24 protein-coding genes and 1 pseudogene are annotated in these 15,895 nt (G+C 51.7%); 16 read left to right on the top strand and 9 right to left on the bottom strand.

Annotation, left to right across the window (positions count from 1 at the left end; translation table 11 throughout):
* Positions 1–64: 64 nt before the first annotated feature.
* Positions 65–805 (top strand): cytochrome c biogenesis CcdA family protein, encoded by a 741-nt coding sequence (locus tag R1T41_RS00210; protein WP_062959159.1) that lies wholly within the window; start codon positions 65–67, stop codon positions 803–805.
* Between the two features lie 85 nt (positions 806–890).
* Entirely contained in the window at positions 891–1,097 is a 207-nt protein-coding gene (locus tag R1T41_RS00205; protein WP_317337003.1) for a hypothetical protein, read from the top strand.
* A 133-nt stretch (positions 1,098–1,230) separates the two neighbouring features.
* Here R1T41_RS00205 and R1T41_RS00200 read toward each other — a convergent pair.
* Both R1T41_RS00200 and R1T41_RS00195 read right to left on the bottom strand, forming a co-directional pair.
* Positions 1,231–1,409 (bottom strand): annotated as a pseudogene (locus R1T41_RS00200) (signal peptidase II); the annotation flags it as partial.
* A 5-nt stretch (positions 1,410–1,414) separates the two neighbouring features.
* Entirely contained in the window at positions 1,415–2,311 is an 897-nt protein-coding gene (locus R1T41_RS00195) for a cation transporter (RefSeq protein WP_062956568.1), read from the bottom strand.
* Between the two features lie 80 nt (positions 2,312–2,391).
* On the opposite strand from R1T41_RS00195, the gene cadR reads away from it, so the two are divergent.
* Positions 2,392–2,799 carry a Cd(II)/Pb(II)-responsive transcriptional regulator gene (gene cadR / locus R1T41_RS00190; protein ID WP_063093925.1) on the top strand — a complete coding sequence of 136 codons (408 nt, stop codon included), beginning with the start codon at positions 2,392–2,394 and terminating at the stop codon, positions 2,797–2,799.
* Positions 2,800–3,092: 293 nt separating this feature from the next.
* Here cadR and R1T41_RS00185 read toward each other — a convergent pair whose 3' ends face one another.
* On the bottom strand, positions 3,093–3,509 hold the full coding sequence (locus R1T41_RS00185; RefSeq protein ID WP_062956567.1) for a MerR family transcriptional regulator: 417 nt from the start codon (positions 3,507–3,509) through the stop codon (positions 3,093–3,095).
* A gap of 75 nt (positions 3,510–3,584) precedes the next feature.
* Between R1T41_RS00185 and R1T41_RS00180 the strand changes: the two genes are divergently transcribed.
* The 4 genes from R1T41_RS00180 to merA are packed head-to-tail and all read left to right on the top strand — an operon-like array spanning position 3,585 to position 5,993.
* Entirely contained in the window at positions 3,585–3,974 is a 390-nt protein-coding gene (locus R1T41_RS00180; protein WP_062956566.1) for a mercuric transporter MerT family protein, read from the top strand.
* 11 nt (positions 3,975–3,985) lie between these two features.
* Complete coding sequence (locus tag R1T41_RS00175) at positions 3,986–4,315, top strand: heavy-metal-associated domain-containing protein (RefSeq protein ID WP_062956565.1); 330 nt, start codon at positions 3,986–3,988, stop codon at positions 4,313–4,315.
* Positions 4,316–4,318: 3 nt separating this feature from the next.
* Entirely contained in the window at positions 4,319–4,570 is a 252-nt protein-coding gene (gene merF, locus R1T41_RS00170; RefSeq protein ID WP_063093920.1) for a mercury resistance system transport protein MerF, read from the top strand.
* Position 4,571: 1 nt separating this feature from the next.
* Positions 4,572–5,993, top strand: a complete 1,422-nt coding sequence (gene merA / locus R1T41_RS00165) for a mercury(II) reductase (protein ID WP_063093918.1) — start codon at positions 4,572–4,574, stop codon at positions 5,991–5,993.
* A 173-nt stretch (positions 5,994–6,166) separates the two neighbouring features.
* Here the strand turns inward: merA and R1T41_RS00160 are convergent, their stop codons facing one another.
* Positions 6,167–6,574: a hypothetical protein gene (locus R1T41_RS00160; protein ID WP_317336999.1), complete on the bottom strand. Its 408-nt coding sequence runs from the start codon at positions 6,572–6,574 to the stop codon at positions 6,167–6,169.
* Between the two features lie 739 nt (positions 6,575–7,313).
* Between R1T41_RS00160 and R1T41_RS00155 the strand changes: the two genes are divergently transcribed.
* The 3 genes from R1T41_RS00155 (at position 7,314) to R1T41_RS00145 (ending at position 10,015) form a co-directional block, all read left to right on the top strand.
* Positions 7,314–8,021 carry an SOS response-associated peptidase gene (locus R1T41_RS00155; protein ID WP_317336998.1) on the top strand — a complete coding sequence of 236 codons (708 nt, stop codon included), beginning with the start codon at positions 7,314–7,316 and terminating at the stop codon, positions 8,019–8,021.
* A gap of 160 nt (positions 8,022–8,181) precedes the next feature.
* The gene (locus R1T41_RS00150) at positions 8,182–9,147 is read left to right on the top strand and encodes a DNA/RNA non-specific endonuclease (RefSeq protein WP_317336997.1); all 966 of its coding nucleotides are present in this window, start codon (positions 8,182–8,184) and stop codon (positions 9,145–9,147) included.
* 307 nt (positions 9,148–9,454) lie between these two features.
* Positions 9,455–10,015: a hypothetical protein gene (locus tag R1T41_RS00145; protein ID WP_317336996.1), complete on the top strand. Its 561-nt coding sequence runs from the start codon at positions 9,455–9,457 to the stop codon at positions 10,013–10,015.
* Here the strand turns inward: R1T41_RS00145 and R1T41_RS00140 are convergent.
* Positions 9,993–10,328, bottom strand: coding sequence for a hypothetical protein (locus tag R1T41_RS00140; protein WP_317336995.1), 336 nt, complete (start codon positions 10,326–10,328; stop codon positions 9,993–9,995). The genes R1T41_RS00145 and R1T41_RS00140 overlap by 23 nt on opposite strands.
* Before the next feature lie 206 nt (positions 10,329–10,534).
* On the opposite strand from R1T41_RS00140, the gene R1T41_RS00135 reads away from it, so the two are divergent.
* Both R1T41_RS00135 and R1T41_RS00130 read left to right on the top strand, forming a co-directional pair.
* Positions 10,535–10,705: an XRE family transcriptional regulator gene (locus R1T41_RS00135; RefSeq protein WP_317336993.1), complete on the top strand. Its 171-nt coding sequence runs from the start codon at positions 10,535–10,537 to the stop codon at positions 10,703–10,705.
* A complete protein-coding gene (locus R1T41_RS00130; protein ID WP_317336992.1) occupies positions 10,686–11,468 on the top strand; it encodes a hypothetical protein in 783 nt (260 codons plus the stop codon). The genes R1T41_RS00135 and R1T41_RS00130 overlap by 20 nt, the downstream gene beginning before the upstream one ends.
* Here the strand turns inward: R1T41_RS00130 and R1T41_RS00125 are convergent.
* From R1T41_RS00125 to R1T41_RS00110, 4 genes are read right to left on the bottom strand one after another with little or no spacing between them, the layout of a single operon-like run.
* A complete protein-coding gene (locus tag R1T41_RS00125) occupies positions 11,465–11,692 on the bottom strand; it encodes a hypothetical protein (protein ID WP_317336991.1) in 228 nt (75 codons plus the stop codon). The two genes, R1T41_RS00130 and R1T41_RS00125, sit on opposite strands and share 4 nt — an antisense overlap.
* A 14-nt stretch (positions 11,693–11,706) precedes the next feature.
* Positions 11,707–12,456 (bottom strand): hypothetical protein, encoded by a 750-nt coding sequence (locus tag R1T41_RS00120; protein ID WP_317336989.1) that lies wholly within the window; start codon positions 12,454–12,456, stop codon positions 11,707–11,709.
* A complete protein-coding gene (locus R1T41_RS00115; protein ID WP_317336988.1) occupies positions 12,453–12,659 on the bottom strand; it encodes a hypothetical protein in 207 nt (68 codons plus the stop codon). Before R1T41_RS00115 ends, R1T41_RS00120 begins: the two co-directional genes overlap by 4 nt.
* Positions 12,650–13,300 (bottom strand): hypothetical protein, encoded by a 651-nt coding sequence (locus R1T41_RS00110; protein WP_317336986.1) that lies wholly within the window; start codon positions 13,298–13,300, stop codon positions 12,650–12,652. The genes R1T41_RS00115 and R1T41_RS00110 overlap by 10 nt, the downstream gene beginning before the upstream one ends.
* A gap of 24 nt (positions 13,301–13,324) precedes the next feature.
* Between R1T41_RS00110 and R1T41_RS00105 the strand changes: the two genes are divergently transcribed.
* The 4 genes from R1T41_RS00105 to R1T41_RS00090 all read left to right on the top strand — a co-directional run bounded on the left by R1T41_RS00105 (position 13,325) and on the right by R1T41_RS00090 (position 15,789).
* Positions 13,325–13,753 (top strand): single-stranded DNA-binding protein, encoded by a 429-nt coding sequence (locus R1T41_RS00105; protein ID WP_317336985.1) that lies wholly within the window; start codon positions 13,325–13,327, stop codon positions 13,751–13,753.
* A 154-nt stretch (positions 13,754–13,907) separates the two neighbouring features.
* Positions 13,908–14,921 carry a hypothetical protein gene (locus tag R1T41_RS00100; protein WP_317336984.1) on the top strand — a complete coding sequence of 338 codons (1,014 nt, stop codon included), beginning with the start codon at positions 13,908–13,910 and terminating at the stop codon, positions 14,919–14,921.
* Positions 14,918–15,163 carry a DUF2312 domain-containing protein gene (locus tag R1T41_RS00095; RefSeq protein WP_317336983.1) on the top strand — a complete coding sequence of 82 codons (246 nt, stop codon included), beginning with the start codon at positions 14,918–14,920 and terminating at the stop codon, positions 15,161–15,163. The genes R1T41_RS00100 and R1T41_RS00095 overlap by 4 nt, the downstream gene beginning before the upstream one ends.
* On the top strand, positions 15,163–15,789 hold the full coding sequence (locus R1T41_RS00090) for a hypothetical protein (protein WP_317336982.1): 627 nt from the start codon (positions 15,163–15,165) through the stop codon (positions 15,787–15,789). The genes R1T41_RS00095 and R1T41_RS00090 overlap by 1 nt, the downstream gene beginning before the upstream one ends.
* Positions 15,790–15,895: the final 106 nt, after the last annotated feature.

The following is a 15,895-nucleotide window of genomic DNA, read 5'->3' as shown; positions in this document are numbered from 1 at the left end:
GTTTGGTTAGCTGACCTTCCTGTTCTCTGAATACTTGGTTCCTGATTTTACGGAATACAGATTAATGCCTGAACTTTCCAATATCGGCATAATAAGCGCGTTCGCCGCAGGCCTCATCTCGTTTCTCTCGCCATGCGTGCTGCCTCTGGTTCCCGGATATATCTCCTATATCGCGGGTGGTGCCTCTCTTTCGACCAGAACGGAGGCAATCCGAGTTGGTCGATTGTCATCTCTTGGTTTCAGCCTGTGTTTCGTTTTGGGCTTCACCACGGTTTTCGTCCTTCTGGGGGCCAGTGCAACAGCACTTGGTCAGTTCCTGCTCGGATACCGGTTCGAGATGAATCTGATTGGTGGCGGCATTGTCATTCTGTTCGGGCTGTTCATGCTGGGAACGCTCCGTCCGGCGTGGATGATGCGGGAAGCGCGCTTTCATCTTGATCTGCCTGGTGGGCGTGTGGTTTCGGCATATACTCTTGGACTTGCTTTTGCGTTCGGCTGGACGCCGTGTATCGGTCCTGTTCTCGGCGCCATTCTGACCGTCAGCGCCGCGTCGGCAACGGTCAGCGATGGTATTGCATTGCTGACCATATATTCCGTGGGGCTAGGTGTGCCGTTTCTCCTGGCGGCACTGTTCACCGAGAGCCTGTCTGCCAGATTGAAATCCATAGGGCGTTTCGGGCGGTTCCTTCGTGCCGCGGCGGCCTTGATCATGATTGTCATGGGCGTGGCCATGGTGACCGGTTATATGTCCGCCTTTGCGTTCTGGCTGCTGGAAACATTTCCTGTTCTGTCGTCTATCGGCTGATCCCGCCTGTCCGGAAGAATTCTGTTGACCTTCCTTTTGCTGGATAGCGTAGCCTTTAACCTCGATATGAAGGAGGTGCAGAATAATGTCTTCCGAAACCGACCCATTGGAGCATGTCATTTTACATGCTTTCAGATATGCCTGCTGGCAGGAAAGGCTTGATATTGCCGAATTCATGCTGGCAGCACTTGAAAAACTTGATCAGGAGCATACGGACTATGTCTCCGAGGATCGTCCGTTGATGGATGCGTACCGCGATTTGACGGCAAGCTCACAGCATCACAATAATTGATAGCTGGGGTGGTAAGGTCAATTGGAACACTTGAATTAACATTTCAAAGTATCCTTCATCTTTCAGCAAACCGAGTTTCACATGGCACGGCTTGATTCGTGTGAAGAAGAGTTGGTGGTTTTCTCAATTGGCAACTGAATGCAGCACAGGTGTTCCATGTCTGCACCCAATTAAAGAACGGGGTACAGAAACAGACTCGCCATAGGCCATTGATTGTTGCCCCAGACATTTTATCGCCTGATCCGACGCAGGAAGTACGCCAGAAATGGGCAATAGGTCATGCCGTGAGCGATTTTTGCCCGCAACGGACACTGCTCTTAACCCTTGATAGCCAGAATGCGTTTGGCGCCGTTCAGTACAATGACCCCGGCGATGGTGCCGATGATCAGGTCGGGATAATTGGACCCGGTCCACGCGACCAAAACGCCGGCGGTGATGACCCCCAGATTGATCACCACGTCATTGGCCGAGAATATCCAGCTTGCCTTCATGTGCGCCCCGCCCTCCCGATGTTTGGATATGAGCAGCAGACAACTGGCATTGGCAATCAATGCGACGAATGCGATAGCCATCATCACCAACGATTCAGGCTCACTGCCAAATACAAAGCGTCTCACCACCTCCGCTAGTGCTCCAACAGCCAGAATTAGCTGCAGAACACCAGCAAGATGCGCGGCACGCACCTGCATTCTTATGCTATGCCCAACAGCATAAAGGGCGAGCCCGTATACCGCCGCATCTGCGAAATTATCAAGAGACTCACTAATTAGGCCAGTGGACTGGGCTGCCAGGCCGGAAATCATTTCTATTAGAAATAGGAGTGCATTGATGCCAAGCAACCAGCGCAGGGTGCCTGCTTCTTGTTTGATAGAGGTAGTTGAGGCTTCGGCGGTCTTGATGGTCTCTGGATCGGCTGCGGTGCTTTCCTGAAGCGTAGCGCCTAGCCCCAAGGTCTCCAACTTTGTAGTGATAGCGGCAACTTCGCCATTGTGTACGACCTCCAACTGGTGGTTCGACAAGTCGAAGGACAAGGTCTGAATCTCCTTAAGGCCATTCAGGGCGAGGCGGATTATTCGTTCTTCTGACGGGCAGTCCATTTTTGGCACTGCATAAATACTGATCCATTGCTCTGATGCTTCGAAGGCGTTCGGTTCATCGGTATTCGATGGCGGAGGTGCATCACTACCAGAAAGGCTATCACAGAATATACTCATGACATGGTTCCACTTTAAATTACAGTGTTACCATTCAAAACTATATAGTAACTATAAGGTCAATAGGGTGGAGAGGACAAATGCGCATTGGTCAGTTGGCACGGTTAGTAGAGATCGACACACAAACAATCCGCTTCTATGAACAGCAGGGCCTATTGCCGTCGGTAGGGCGGAGAGAAAACGGCTACCGCGTCTATACCAAAAAGCATGGTCAACGGTTGAGATTTATCCGTCGCTGCAGAATTCTGGGTCTATCTCTGGCGGAGATTTCCGAACTACAGCAGCATCAGGATGAGCCTCATCAGCCTTGTAATGCGGTCAACGTTTTACTTGATGATCACATATCTCATGTGCAATCACAGATTGCCACTCTACAAGCGCTAGAAATACAACTCGTTTCACTAAGAGAAAGTTGCAAAGATGGACGGGATGTAGAGGAATGTGGCGTTCTTTCTGGGATCAATGATAAAGAGACGCATAAGAGGTAGAGGGGTTTTACTGTGGAACAAACCGAAAAACCAATATTTTACTCTTGCCGATTTAATTATATAAACAGAAACTTTTTTGGTTTATCTTGCTAAATACTTCCTATTTTATATATTACTTGGGGCGTATCCTTTTTTGGAATCTGGCATTCCATCATAAGTTTTTGTTGATATTTAGCTCAAGGATTTGGGAATAATTGAAATTTACTTCATTTGTTGGCATGCTGACAATGTTGTAAAAATTGATAACTGGCCTCTTTGTCCTTTTGATGAAGCCGAACTCACAAGCTACTACTTCAAACGTGGAACAAGGCTTCCAGAACAGGGCACTCAGGCACATCTTTTCCTGAACATTGAGCTGCTGTTTCCGCCAAAACCTGTTCGATCCGTTTCAGGTCATCAATTTTTGTGCGCACGTCAGCAAGATGGCTTTCCGTACGCTGTTTGACCTCCGAACATGTTTGCAACTGACCATCTATAAGAGTCAGCAACCCCCGGATATCTTCAATCGAAAAACCCAGATCACGGGCGCGCAGGATAAACCGCAACCGGGAAACATGTGTTTCGTCATACAGCCTGTAACCCGTTTTGCTGCGCCGCGGATCGGGCATCATGCCGGTCTTTTCATAATAGCGGATCGTTTCAAGATGACAGCCTGTCACCTTCGACAATTCTGCTCGCTTTAGTCGCCTCCCGGAATTGTGATCGTCCATGTGATCAAAACCTTCTTTAATCTGTAGCAGCTACAGACTGTATCTTAACTGCGAATCGAATTCGAGGTAAACCACATGAACGATATCAAATCGGACGACCTGTTGTCGGATGACGGGAAGCAGACAAAAAGAGGTCTGCTTGCAACTGGTGGAGTGGTCGGAGCCATTCTTGCATCCGCCTGCTGTGTCGCACCACTCCTGCTTCTGATGCTGGGGGTGTCGGGGGCCTGGATCGGCAATCTGACGGCTCTTGAACCTTACAAACCACTCTTCGCGACGGTGGCTCTGATATTTATCGGGCTGGGGTTCTGGCAGGTCTATTTCAAGACCAAGCCAGCTTGTGACGACGGGTCTTACTGCGCCCGTCCGGAATCCGCACTGATCACCAAAGCCGCCCTGTGGTTCTCAACCGTGCTGGTGGGATTGGCCCTGACAATCAACTGGTGGGCACCGCTGTTCTATTAGGAGAAATCGAGATGAAACGAACAGGCATTATTCTGGCCGGGGCATTTGCCCTGGGACTGGCTGTCATATATCCGGGAGGCTACCTCCCAACTGCGGCGCTTGCTGCCAGCGCCACAGCGCAGGATGAACAAACAACCGTTTTCGACATCGAAAACATGACCTGCGCCCTGTGTCCGGTGACGGTCAAAACCGCGATGGAAGCCGTCACCGGCGTAGAGGCCGTAGACGTCAACTTCGATAAAAAAACCGCAACTGTCACCTTCGACCCGTCAGTCGCCAATGTGGAAACCATCGGGATCGCTTCGACAAATGCCGGTTATCCGGCCAAGGCGCGGGATTAAATAATGCGTGGCAACACCATTTTCAAAACCGGGATCGTCGGAACAATTTTTGCTGTGATCTGCTGTTTCACACCAATCCTTGTTGTCTCGTTCGGGGCCCTTGGACTCTCGGCATGGCTGGGCTGGATAGACTATGTCCTCATACCCGGATTACTCCTGTTCATTGCCCTGGCACTGTACGGCTACCGACAACGAGCCCGTGCGCGCGCTTGCTGCGAGACCGATACACAACCAACCACCCGGAAAGGAAAATAATATGAACAATTGTTGTTCGACCGACAAACAGGAATATGACCTTGCTGTCATCGGCGCGGGTTCGGCCGGTTTTTCGGCGGCGATTACGGCCGCTGAACAGGGCGCAAGGGTCGCACTTATCGGCAAGGGAATGATTGGCGGCACATGCGTCAATGTCGGGTGTGTTCCCTCCAAAACCATGATCCGTGCCGCAGAGGCCGTGCATGGTGCGGGGGCCGCTGCGCGTTTTCCCGGCCTCTCCGGAAACGCTCATGTCGCTGACTGGCAGTCCCTGATCAAGGCTAAAGAGGATCTGGTTTCCGGTTTGCGTCAGAAGAAATATATCGATCTGCTGCCCGAATATGATGGTATCGATTATCTCGAAGGGGACGTTATATTTAATGACACCGGTCTTCTGCTTGACGGCAAAAAGCTTGTTGCAAGAAAGACAATCATTGCAACCGGCACATCCCCGTCATTTCCCGATATTCCAGGCATTGAGAATGTCCCCTGTCTGACCAGTACAACGGCACTTGAACTTGATCAGCAGCCACGATCACTTCTCGTGATTGGCGGCGGATATATCGGTTGTGAACTGGCTCAGATGTTTGCACGGCTCGGCAGCTCGGTTACGCTGGTGACACGGTCACGGCTTCTTCCCGAAGCAGAACCGGAAATTGCTGCATCGCTCACTCAGGAGTTAAGGAATGAAGGGGTATCCGTTCGCACGGGCCTCACCTACGAGAGGGTTGAACGGAAGAATGATAAAACGGAACTGACCATTAACGTTGATGGCCAGGCCGAGGTTCTTTTTGCTGAACATATCCTGGTAACGACAGGCCGTAAGCCGAATACAAACGGATTAGGCCTCGAAACGGCCGGAATTGAAGTAAATTCGAATGGCGGAATTGTTGTGGACGCGTACATGCGGACGACGCGTCCTGATGTATATGCTGCGGGCGATGTGACCGGGCGCGACCAGTTCGTTTATATGGCAGCTTATGGCGCCAAACTTGCGGCAATAAATGCCTATAACCGTGACGAACAGACATATGACAACACAACGATGCCCTGGGTTGTCTTCACTGATCCACAAGTTGCTGGCGTAGGTCTCTCCGAGGTTCAGGCACAGAAACGGGGCTTTGTGGTCAAGACATCTGTCGTGCCGCTTGATCTGGTGCCCAGATCACTTGCCGCCCGTGATACACGCGGTTTGATAAAACTCATTGCAGATGAAGCAACTGACCGCTTGCTGGGCGCTCAGATACTGGCACCCGAGGGCTGTGACAGCATTCAGACAATGGCGCTGGCCATACGGTTTGGGATGACCGCCCAAGAACTTGGCGACACGATTTTTCCCTATCTGACCACAGTCGAGGGCCTGAAACTTGCCGCTCAGGGCTTTGCGAGAGATGTCGCCAGACTGTCCTGTTGTGCCGGGTAACACCATGCGACGATGATAAGGAATTTACAAACGTGACACCGGACCTGTTCAACCTGATCTTTCTTGCGCTGGGCTTGGGATTTTTGGGATTTATCGAGCCCTGCACGATTGGCGCGCATATGCTGTTTCTCAACAGCCAGTGTGACCGTTCACTGCGCATGCGGGTTGGGGCTCTAGCTGCATTCATGCTCGCACGCCTTCTGGTCATGGGCGGTTTCGGCGGCGTGATCGTCATGCTGGGACAACGCATGCGAGATCTTACCGCCACTTGGGATGTAGTCCATCACACATTTATGCAGGACATGACGGACTGCACAATTGAGCAGACCAATAGGCTGATAGGTCAATCCGACGGGTCTGTTCTCCTGGATCATCTCGCAGATCTGCCGGTCCCACTTATCCGCATATCCGCTGATGCTCCGGGGTTCATCAATCAGGATGGGCACTGACCTGTCGGTCATGAAAATGGCCTCCTCGATCAAATGAGCATTGAGCTCCTCGCGCTCAGCCATAGGCAGTTGACCATCGCCCAATCGCTTGCCAGTGATAATGTCGGTTTGTCCACCAGCATCAATGATCATGCAAGGCCCGGTTTCCTTGCACTTCAGACAGCTGTGCGCAAAAAATCGCGCTGATTTTCCTGCCCCGGGGGCACCGATCCAGATCGTTGGAAGGTCGGTCCATTCAGTCGTGCCGGTATCGTTTATACCAACGTGGAAAAAGGACATGATCAGTGTTTCTTTCTTTTCGCGGACCTCTGAGATCGCTCGCCAAAGGCAGAACAGTTGCACCTGGCTTGCCAGGCTGTTTTAGTATTGCGGTTTCAGCCGTCGATTATGGTTGCTCAATATTGCCTGTTTAATGCAATATAGCATTTATGGTGAGTTTGCAATCGCTGAAGTCTGGAAAGAAACGTCCTTCCATGATCGAATTTCGCAAGAACATAACATCAGAAATGTTGCGTGATGAGCCTGATGTCCTGTTTGTCTTTGGGGACAACCTGGTCAGGAAAGGGCGGGGAGGGCAGGCCGCAGTAATGCGCGGGGCGCCGAATGCGGTTGGAATCCCGACAAAAATATATCCTTCCCTCCGCCCGGAGGCTTTCTTTTCCAACGCTGATTTTGATCGTTGGAACGAAGCGTCACTGCCAGACTGGCGACGTCTGTTCGAACATGCGAAACTGGGCGGAAGGATTGTCTGGCCATCGGCCGGGATTGGAACCGGACGGGCCAGATTGCAGGAATGCGCACCGGAAATTGCTGCATCCATTGAACGCAATCTGAAGGCGCTTTCTGCGATATGTGAGAAAGTGAGGTGCAAATGTGCGGGCGTTACAGCCACGACCTAACCTGGGCGGAAATTCATGAGCTGGCCGGGCTTGCTTTTCCCGTGCCATCGACAAACCCGCAGCCCAATTACAATACCGCCCCGACACAGGATATTCCGGTCATCCTGTGCGATCAGGAACATATCTGGGGTGAATATGCCCGCTGGGAATTCGTTCCTTCCTGGTTCCGTCAGGATCTGAGCGAAAAACGACCTGCGACAATTAATGCCCGTGCTGAGGATATCCTCGATCGAAAATTCTATAAGGGGGCCGTCAAATCCCATCGATGCCTGATCCCCATGAGATGTTTTTATGAGTGGCATCGGCCGACAGACAAGCCCAAACAGCCTTATGCCATCGGTGTGACCGGTAAGACAGGTTTTGATCCATCGATGGCAGCGGGAATCTGGTCGAAATGGCAAGGTACCGTCAAAGCCAGAGAAATGGAGTTTTACACGGTTGCGATGCTGACCCGTGAGGCAGGAGACCGGATGGCCCGAATTCATAACCGTGAGCCGGCGATATTGACAGAAGACGAATATCGCGACTGGCTTTTCTCTCCCATCGAGGATGTCCTGCCGCGTGTATGCGAACCATTTCCATCACAGTTACTGACCGCATGGCCGATATCCAGAGATATAAACTCTGTTCGCAATCAGGGGGCACATCTCCTTAAGCCAACAGGCGACAATCTGTTCTAAATCGGGTGCTTCCCAGATTGCATTCAGCATGTTTCCGGCTTGTCAGGAAACCTCATGATGGTCGCAACAGATTGCACAAAATCTAATGTAAGTTGCTCTCGTCATACGATAGAATATTCCCGGTCACTGACGGTGGTCAGGATTTATCTTGGGGGTGGTCATGCGAATTCTATCGGGCTTGATCGGCTTTGCCTGGCTTTGCATTGCCTTGCCACAAAATGCTGAAGCTGCGGACAAACGCAATTGTACGGCAGAGGAAAGAGAGCAGGCCAATAAGCAGTTGATGGCCATTGCAGGTAACTCAGGCCTGCAGAATGAAATAAGCCGGTATCATGCGCCATTCGGACTGCCGGCATTTTCTTTTCAAGGCAATGAGCAGATCCTTTATCAGGGCGGATACATCATGGCTCATGATCAGGATCTGATGACCAGCATCTGGGTTACATACCGGCTGACATCAATTGACCTTGATCAGTCTTCAGGGAATATCCGGGTTGAGTGTCCTCGTGCAGATCCCCGTCTCAAACGGGGAGCCAGTGCAACGACGACTGATTACGACGAGCCGATTTATGATCAGGGCCACATGGCCAATGATGCAGACTTGAAAGACAATCTGCTGCAGCAGGTCAACAGTTATGTGATGTCGAACATGTCGCCACAGCATGGGTGTTTCAACCGTGGCATCTGGCTGTCAATGGAGCACCTTACCCGCCGATGGGCTGAGGCATATTCGGAAGTCTATGTTACCAGCGGCGCAATCTTTGACCGGGATGGTCAACCGGGCAGGGATGAGGATGATAACGCCCTGCGAATGCGGAGCAGGAATGGCAAAACCCGTGTTGCTGTGCCCAGCCACTTCTTCAAATCGATCGCGAGAGTGGAAAGCGGGCGATTGCAAACAATTACATTCATTCTCGATCACGATAATGATTTCGACGGTACTGCCTGGAGTGATGTCAGGCAGAAAGTTGTCGATGCGATCGTGCCTGTGAAGGAAGTAGAACTCATGGCTGGACTGGATCTTTATCCGGCCCTGGCGGGAGATTTGATAAAAGAAAGCCTGACAGGATCCGAATGGGATTTCTCGCGGGCCGGACCCAATTCAGGTGGCACCTGCAAAATATAACTGGAGGTGAAGTTGCAATACACCCACGAAATCATCTTTCCGAAAGATACCACAAGGGAGCAGCTCGAAGAAAGCTCGGCCGTTGAACATTTAAGGTTCTGGAGGGTACCGTTCTCCTGGAGCATGTCGGAAACCTGGAAAATACGGGTCGCTTTGACTGACGACAATGCCATGACCTTGAAAATGGGAGGATTTGATTTAAGAGACATCTAAGTCATTGAAAAGACATGCAAAATTAGGTCATAATATATCTTATGACAAATTTTACATTCTTCATACCTTGGCTTGACAAGCATGGATTGGGTCGATGTCAATAAGCGATAGAATTGAAAGCCTGAAGCAGGAAATCAGGATTGTTCAGGGAAAAGGCCAGTCAATTGATCCCGAGGCGCTCCTGAATGCGCTTGATGGTATCACTGAGAAAGCAAGCCCTGATCGGGACTTCCTGCTCGCAAACCACGCATATGAACTTGATTACGCGCGTGAAACATCTCTGGAAATGTTCAGGTCGGTGATCACGACTGGACAATCGGCACTCAAGGCAACAATGCTGCTCAATGGCGGAGCCGCTGTCGCAATGCTGGCATTTGTCGGAAAGCTGGTAGAGTATGAAACGGTCTTTACATCTCAAATCGGGTTTGCGGTTCTCATGTTTGCCTTTGGAGCGCTGGCATCTGTCATCGCAACCGGGACAACCTATTTAAGCCAGTTGCTTTATGCCGGTTCAGTGCCATGGGGAGGAAAATGCGCTATAGGACTGCATATAGCCTCGATAGTCCTTGTTGCAGGATCTTTGATGCTCTTTGGCTATGGCGCATGGCTAACATCTACTGGCGTTGATCTTCTTATTCCTGAGATTGCGAGCTGACGATATCTTTTCTCGCCCGCACAATTCTATCTTCCCAACTTTCAATTTCACCGGTCACGAAATCAATGCGTTTTCGAAGGCCCTGCTGCCTTTGCAAACGTAATTCATGTGCTGAACGAAGCTGAAAGACTGTTTCGCGTTCCGCATTGCTCATTTTGCGAAGATCGGGAACATCGCCTGTGCAGATATCGGGAGGATTGCTTATTTCCTCACCGAGCCTCACAAGCTCCTCGCGGGAGGATTCCAGTTCTTCCTTCAGTTTTCCGATCGCGTATTTCGCATCGTCAATCAGCTCTCTTTCAGAATTCATCACGATCACCTCGTCAAGTCGGTGTCCAGAGATAGCCATTGCCTGTAAAAAATGCCTGCTATATGATTGCCGTAATAATGCAGTTTGGCGTTTTTAATGTCTAGTTGATAACAGGGCTGTTCAGCTTTTCCATGACGATTACATCAGATCAATGTCGTGCCGCGAGAGCTCTTATTCGGTGGAATCAGGATCAGCTTCATGAGGCCTCGATGGTGGCCAAACGCACCATCGCAGATTTTGAAAACAATATGCGCCAACCGCATCCCAGAACCCTGCGCGACCTGAAACAGTGTCTGGAGGCTGCCGGGGTCCTTTTCCTTGATGCCGATGATCAGGCTGGCACCGGAGTGCGGCTGGCACATGCAGAAGAAGTTGAGTGACAAGGACGGACAGTCCGCCGACAAAATCAAGGCACCGACTGAAGATGCCGCTCGTGCACTCCTGCGCGCAGCTGCAGAAGGAATTGTCGGAGCTGTTCCGGTAGGTGGTCTGCTTGTCGGACTGTATCGTGTCACCCATCCTACAAAGTTTGATCAAGACCGTTCGATCTGGGAGGAAGCTGTTTCCCGGAAAGCCAACGAGCATGATGAACGGCTCAGAAATATAGAACAATCCGGATCAGAAAAGATCACCGTACAAGGGGAGACGGCGATCCTTTGCAAGGAACTCGCGGAACGTTGTCCTGATGGCATGCGCACTGCTTTGTATCAAATGCAGGATATATCGGCCTGGCACCCTGAAATAGATCAGGAGGTGCTGGAAGATGCCGTATATGAGCTCAAAAGCCTTGGACTCATCGATTTGACCCAGATGCTTAATTCTGGCTGGAGATTTCGATTAAGTGACGGGTTCTATGAACAATTTGACTGGCAGATCATGGGGTGGAGTACCATTACTGATGCATTGAGCCTGGCGGAAATGATGCTCAAACATGATACAGGCGATGCGCGAGAGCTGCATGCCATGACGGATTGGTTAAACAGACGCTTCAATCCAGCACTTGCGCATTTACTGCCCTTGGTTCCTGATGGACTTATTCGAAAGGTTTTGGATGCAGACTATATAACCCGTGGGATCTGCATCACTCCTGAAGTGCGTGCGTCATTGCGGCGCTTCCTTAAGAAAGCGCCGCAGGGCAATTAGAACATCTGCCGAACGATATCATCCCAGCCCGGGATATGCGTCAGGCTGACCACTTCAAGCCCGGTTTCATGGAACCGCCGGATATCCGCAGCATTTACTACGAATACGGCATCAGGGGTTACAAAGCCGACTTCCTGCGGACCATGTACACAGACTTTCGTTATCGGCAATTTCGTCAGTACGATGAGTTCCTCAGCCAGAAGCCTGATCTGTTGGTTTGACATGGGGGAAGACCTCCCTACTCGGCCGCAATCTGCTGTTCGATCTCGGCCATATCAACCTGCTTTTTCCCCCGGATACTGCGACCGAACAGGCGCCGGAAGATCTTGCTGAAATCACGTTCTTCATAGACACGGATGTCATGTTCGGAATGCGCAATGCCCGGCATAGGCTTGTGGTCGCCTTCCTCATAATCAATCCAGTCGGCCTGAAAACGGCAGTTCTGCCCGCGCTCAAAAACATACCAGGAATATGCCGTGCTGCCGTTATTCATGGATGCCCGCTCTTCGGGGGACAGATGCATCCAGTAGCAGGATGTCCGGGTGCGGCAGAGATAGCTGCGCTGGTATGGGGATCTGTTCCAGAAATCCTGTCTCTCACCGCTTTCAAGCCACCCCTGGCGCTGGAAAAGAACTATCTTTCGGGCGCCAAGCCGGAAGCCGTGTTCAACAAAATCAACCGCAAGAGAGAAAGGAGCATTGGTAAAGATGGAGAATTCCCTGTTGCCAAAGATCGATGGCGGATGCTCGCATTTTAGAAAATCCTGATCGCGAGCCTCACCATAGCCCCAGTCGTGGATGTCACTGGCATATACGCTGTATCCGGCTTCCCTTGCCGCTTCGCTGCAGATCCCCCTTCCGCAGGCCGGATCCCATACCAGAGGTGTGAGAAGCTCGGACCGCAAAATTGCACGCGGTGCAGCCGGCGGGGTTTCGGAAGCTTCAAGGCGGGTGCAGAGTTCCTGATCTGAAAACGGCCAGATGCTCATTTCCCGTATCCTGTTCCTGCCAGTATTTTCTCTACGCCCCACCAGTTGATCGTCCCTGCCAGAATGAGGGACATCGTAAAACCGATAACAAAAACAGGCGAAATATCGCGAACGGGAATGTCGGGCGCGAAACCGGTAATTGCAAGGGTGGCTGTGGCAATGCCAAACCATAGCCATCCGGCGATATAAAGGATCAGGCGCATTTTTCATTCCCTTTGCAGGCAAGGGCGGGACACAGGCTATAAGCCAGTTCGAGAAAGCGCTCTTCTGCCCGAACTTTTGACCAGGGCAGCATGAGTTCGGGGTAAGGCTCTGCCGCCCCTGGATAGGAAGGATAAATCCGGTGATCGACCGTATCGCGATATTCCGTGGCGGCCAGACGTCGATCGAGCATCTTGATTTCTGCAGCAATCTTTGCACTTACGGGCCATCTGGCACCCATCATCTCATGTATTTCGCGACGTAAAGGCAGGACAATCATCTCGTCGATGACGTTTTGTATGCCAAGAGTGCGAAACATGTCTTTTACGGGCGAGAGCCAGTCGCCCAGAGCCCCCTCCTCTGCCTCATGCAGGAATGCTGCAAGCTTTGCTTCAGACGATGCCCTTGCCGACATATCGCAGATATGCTGTGCGACGGTGACATCGCTGGCTCCCTTCCAGCGCTGAATGCTGGCGAATGCCTTTGCCAGCCATCTGATCCGCTCCTCAGCTGTCTGATGAGCCGGCATCAGGCTGGCAAGATGGGTCTGCAGATCAGACGCAAGGGTAACCCTGTTTACAAAAGACATGTCCGGACTCAATTGCTGATTAATATTTGCATCTTGACATAATCCAAAAATCAATCAACATCAAAAGATGTTTTTGACATGGAGATGCAGATGAGCCATCCGCAAATAGAGATCAGCAGTCCTGTTGTCTGGGAAACATCGATCCACTTCACGCCGACAGGCACAAAAGTGGCGATCCTGCCCATGATGACCAAGGGGCGGAAGAAGAACAAAGCCACCGGAAACTATGAAGACGACCTCATGTGGCATCATGTCCGCTTTTACGGAACCATGGCCGAAACGATCGAGAAATATATCAAAGAAGGCGATCGCAATATGGTTGTCCATGCCGAGCTGCAGAACCGGAAAGGAGCTGACGGCAAGTATTATACCAATATCATCGGTCGCGAGATCGTCATGTTCCCGGTGTCGGGGGACCGGATCAAGTCTCTGGAAGAAGCCGGTTATCAGGCGCCAGCGGAAGACCCGGCAGGGTCGCCCGATCTCGATGATGAAATCCCCTTCTGATTTGCCTCCCTGAACTGAAAAGGGGCTGCTTTCGCAGCCCCTTTCTTTTTGCCGGGAATGTCCGCAAAGCAGGAAATGAAGAAGTCACTCTTTGCATTCGCGAACAATCGGAATATAGTCATCAAAAGATATTTTATCAATGGTGAAAATGCCGGTGAAAGAAGAATCCATAGAGGCGCTTAAAAAAAGCTATCAGTCTGCCTTTCGGGATGAAGAAATCCAGTGGCAGAAGCTGACGGCAGCGCGGCAGGCCATGCTGGATGCGGCCATGGGCAATGTCCCGCAGGTAACAGTGCGAAAATGGCTCACGCATCTTGAGGGCCGGCACCGCATTGATATTCTCCATCCCGATACCCGAAAGATTCTGGACAATCTGTCCCATTGGTGCGGTGCAGACCGGCTGGCGCACTGGATGAGGGCATCCAGAATGTTCAATACCGCATCAGACCTGGCCTTCCGATCCGCCATGGAGCTGAAGGCCGCGGCCGGAATTGAGGTAGTATCGGGGCTTGATGGCGAGCGTCCCGACGGAGCATTGCGACGCAAGCTTATTGCGATCGCCACCAGGCTAAATCCCACTGTTGAGCTTAATCTTGTCAGGGAGCTATATGCCGAAGGTCCGGCCCTTTTGAATAGTGGTGCAGCGAGCCCGGATCGCATGGAGGTCGCAGGCATGCATGTCCCCTACTACAATATGTCCACGATTTCCCTGTCGTCACGCTTTGATCCCCTGGATACCGTCTATCACGAGATGTGGCATTCCATTGAACCGGTGCTCACGCCTGAAGAGCGCAAGCTTCTCAGGCAGGCTTTTCCGGGGGACCGCTTGATGACCCACGAGGAAAGAACCGCCGTTGCCTTTGCGGCCTGGGCAACCGGCAATGACAGGCTTGATGCGGATCGGGGAAAATCCCCCGGCACTTTGCGAACATTCCGGAAAGTTGCTGCTGCAGGGGGCCAGTTCCTGCGGTTTGCCGGGAGCCACCGAATTGAACAGATCTTTGGCAGGGCCTATAGCGGTGAGATGGGGCAACGTATGGTCCGCGGCTTCCGGGAAATGACCGGCCGACAGGCATTTTTGCCCATCAGCAGGCCCGTTGCCGCCAAGATATCGGGCCAGATCCCGCCCGTTGTCCAAAAATCCGATCGGAAAGGGATGCGCAGATGAGTGAGGTTGGGGGAATCGCAGCCGATCAGTTGGCGAGCTATGTCGAGCGTATCGAACGCCTTGAAGAAGAAAAAGCCAACCTGATGGCTGACATCAAGGAAGTTTATGGTGAAGCCAAGGCACTTGGATATGACGTGAAAATCCTGCGTCAGATTATCCGGCTGCGGAAAATGGAAGAGCACGAACGCATCGAGCAGGAAGAAATTCTCGAAGTTTACAAACGCGCCCTGGGGATGTCCTGATGTTACCTGCCCGTATTCAGTTGCCCAGTGGGCGCACAATCGAGCCATTGCGTCTGAGAATGGTCGATATCGACCTTTCGGACATAGCATTTGGCATGGGGAGCTCGCTGGTTGTCAATCAGGCAATCCGCCTGGATGTTTCCCTTGCCCAGCTGGCAATTTCACGCAGGCAGCTTTTCGTCTCGATGACACAGAGGCGCGGCCTGGAGCCGCGTATCGATGCGGAGCTGTTTCTCATGCTCAAAGATGCCTGGCAGTATCTCATTACCGAGGCGCAGATCGAGTTGCGCACTGTCTATGATCCCACGGTTCTGAGGCAAATCAGCATGCTGCGACATCATGTCCGGCTCAAACTGTTCCAGCGCTTCGGGATTGAAGAACGGCGCTTTGGAAAGCAGCAGCTGTTTGTCGATATCGCGGATCGCCTTGCCACTGAAGAAGTCATGGTGCGACGCGGGGGGATGTCGCCAGACCGGATCGTTGATCCTGATCTCCTGGTCTATCGGGATATCACTGGCGGCATGACTATTTTTGATGAGGTCTGGATGCCTGCCGAAGGCAGACATGAATTTCATAAAAACCTCGAAGAGCTTGTCGCGCGCAAGAACGGACAGCGGGCAGCATAGGCTGCCTGCAACGGGCACGGTATCTCAAGAGTTTTATAGTTGATTGTGGACAACTACAAACTTGTGTCATTGAAAGAATAACTCTGTTAGTCAAATGCATGATTTG

It is taken from the genome of Thalassospira lucentensis, from assembly GCF_032921865.1.
In the GTDB taxonomy this organism is placed as follows: domain Bacteria; phylum Pseudomonadota; class Alphaproteobacteria; order Rhodospirillales; family Thalassospiraceae; genus Thalassospira; species Thalassospira lucentensis_A.
This window is presented reverse-complemented; position numbering and strand designations above follow the sequence as displayed.

Excerpts from the sequence above, each read along its gene's own strand:
- R1T41_RS00095 (WP_317336983.1), top strand. The coding sequence starts at position 14,918 with ATGAGTGAGGTTGGGGGAATCGCAGCCGATCAGTTGGCGAGCTATGTC.
- R1T41_RS00145 (WP_317336996.1), top strand. The coding sequence starts at position 9,455 with ATGTCAATAAGCGATAGAATTGAAAGCCTGAAGCAGGAAATCAGGATT.
- R1T41_RS00150 (WP_317336997.1), top strand. The coding sequence starts at position 8,182 with ATGCGAATTCTATCGGGCTTGATCGGCTTTGCCTGGCTTTGCATTGCC.
- merF (WP_063093920.1), top strand. The coding sequence starts at position 4,319 with ATGCGTGGCAACACCATTTTCAAAACCGGGATCGTCGGAACAATTTTT.
- R1T41_RS00155 (WP_317336998.1), top strand. The coding sequence starts at position 7,314 with ATGTGCGGGCGTTACAGCCACGACCTAACCTGGGCGGAAATTCATGAG.
- R1T41_RS00120 (WP_317336989.1), bottom strand. The coding sequence starts at position 12,456 with ATGAGCATCTGGCCGTTTTCAGATCAGGAACTCTGCACCCGCCTTGAA.
- R1T41_RS00125 (WP_317336991.1), bottom strand. The coding sequence starts at position 11,692 with ATGTCAAACCAACAGATCAGGCTTCTGGCTGAGGAACTCATCGTACTG.
- R1T41_RS00175 (WP_062956565.1), top strand. The coding sequence starts at position 3,986 with ATGAAACGAACAGGCATTATTCTGGCCGGGGCATTTGCCCTGGGACTG.
- R1T41_RS00180 (WP_062956566.1), top strand. The coding sequence starts at position 3,585 with ATGAACGATATCAAATCGGACGACCTGTTGTCGGATGACGGGAAGCAG.
- R1T41_RS00205 (WP_317337003.1), top strand. The coding sequence starts at position 891 with ATGTCTTCCGAAACCGACCCATTGGAGCATGTCATTTTACATGCTTTC.
- R1T41_RS00185 (WP_062956567.1), bottom strand. The coding sequence starts at position 3,509 with ATGGACGATCACAATTCCGGGAGGCGACTAAAGCGAGCAGAATTGTCG.
- R1T41_RS00135 (WP_317336993.1), top strand. The coding sequence starts at position 10,535 with ATGGTGGCCAAACGCACCATCGCAGATTTTGAAAACAATATGCGCCAA.
- R1T41_RS00130 (WP_317336992.1), top strand. The coding sequence starts at position 10,686 with ATGCAGAAGAAGTTGAGTGACAAGGACGGACAGTCCGCCGACAAAATC.
- R1T41_RS00160 (WP_317336999.1), bottom strand. The coding sequence starts at position 6,574 with ATGATCATTGATGCTGGTGGACAAACCGACATTATCACTGGCAAGCGA.
- merA (WP_063093918.1), top strand. The coding sequence starts at position 4,572 with ATGAACAATTGTTGTTCGACCGACAAACAGGAATATGACCTTGCTGTC.
- R1T41_RS00210 (WP_062959159.1), top strand. The coding sequence starts at position 65 with ATGCCTGAACTTTCCAATATCGGCATAATAAGCGCGTTCGCCGCAGGC.
- R1T41_RS00195 (WP_062956568.1), bottom strand. The coding sequence starts at position 2,311 with ATGAGTATATTCTGTGATAGCCTTTCTGGTAGTGATGCACCTCCGCCA.
- R1T41_RS00090 (WP_317336982.1), top strand. The coding sequence starts at position 15,163 with ATGTTACCTGCCCGTATTCAGTTGCCCAGTGGGCGCACAATCGAGCCA.
- R1T41_RS00105 (WP_317336985.1), top strand. The coding sequence starts at position 13,325 with ATGGAGATGCAGATGAGCCATCCGCAAATAGAGATCAGCAGTCCTGTT.
- R1T41_RS00115 (WP_317336988.1), bottom strand. The coding sequence starts at position 12,659 with ATGCGCCTGATCCTTTATATCGCCGGATGGCTATGGTTTGGCATTGCC.
- cadR (WP_063093925.1), top strand. The coding sequence starts at position 2,392 with ATGCGCATTGGTCAGTTGGCACGGTTAGTAGAGATCGACACACAAACA.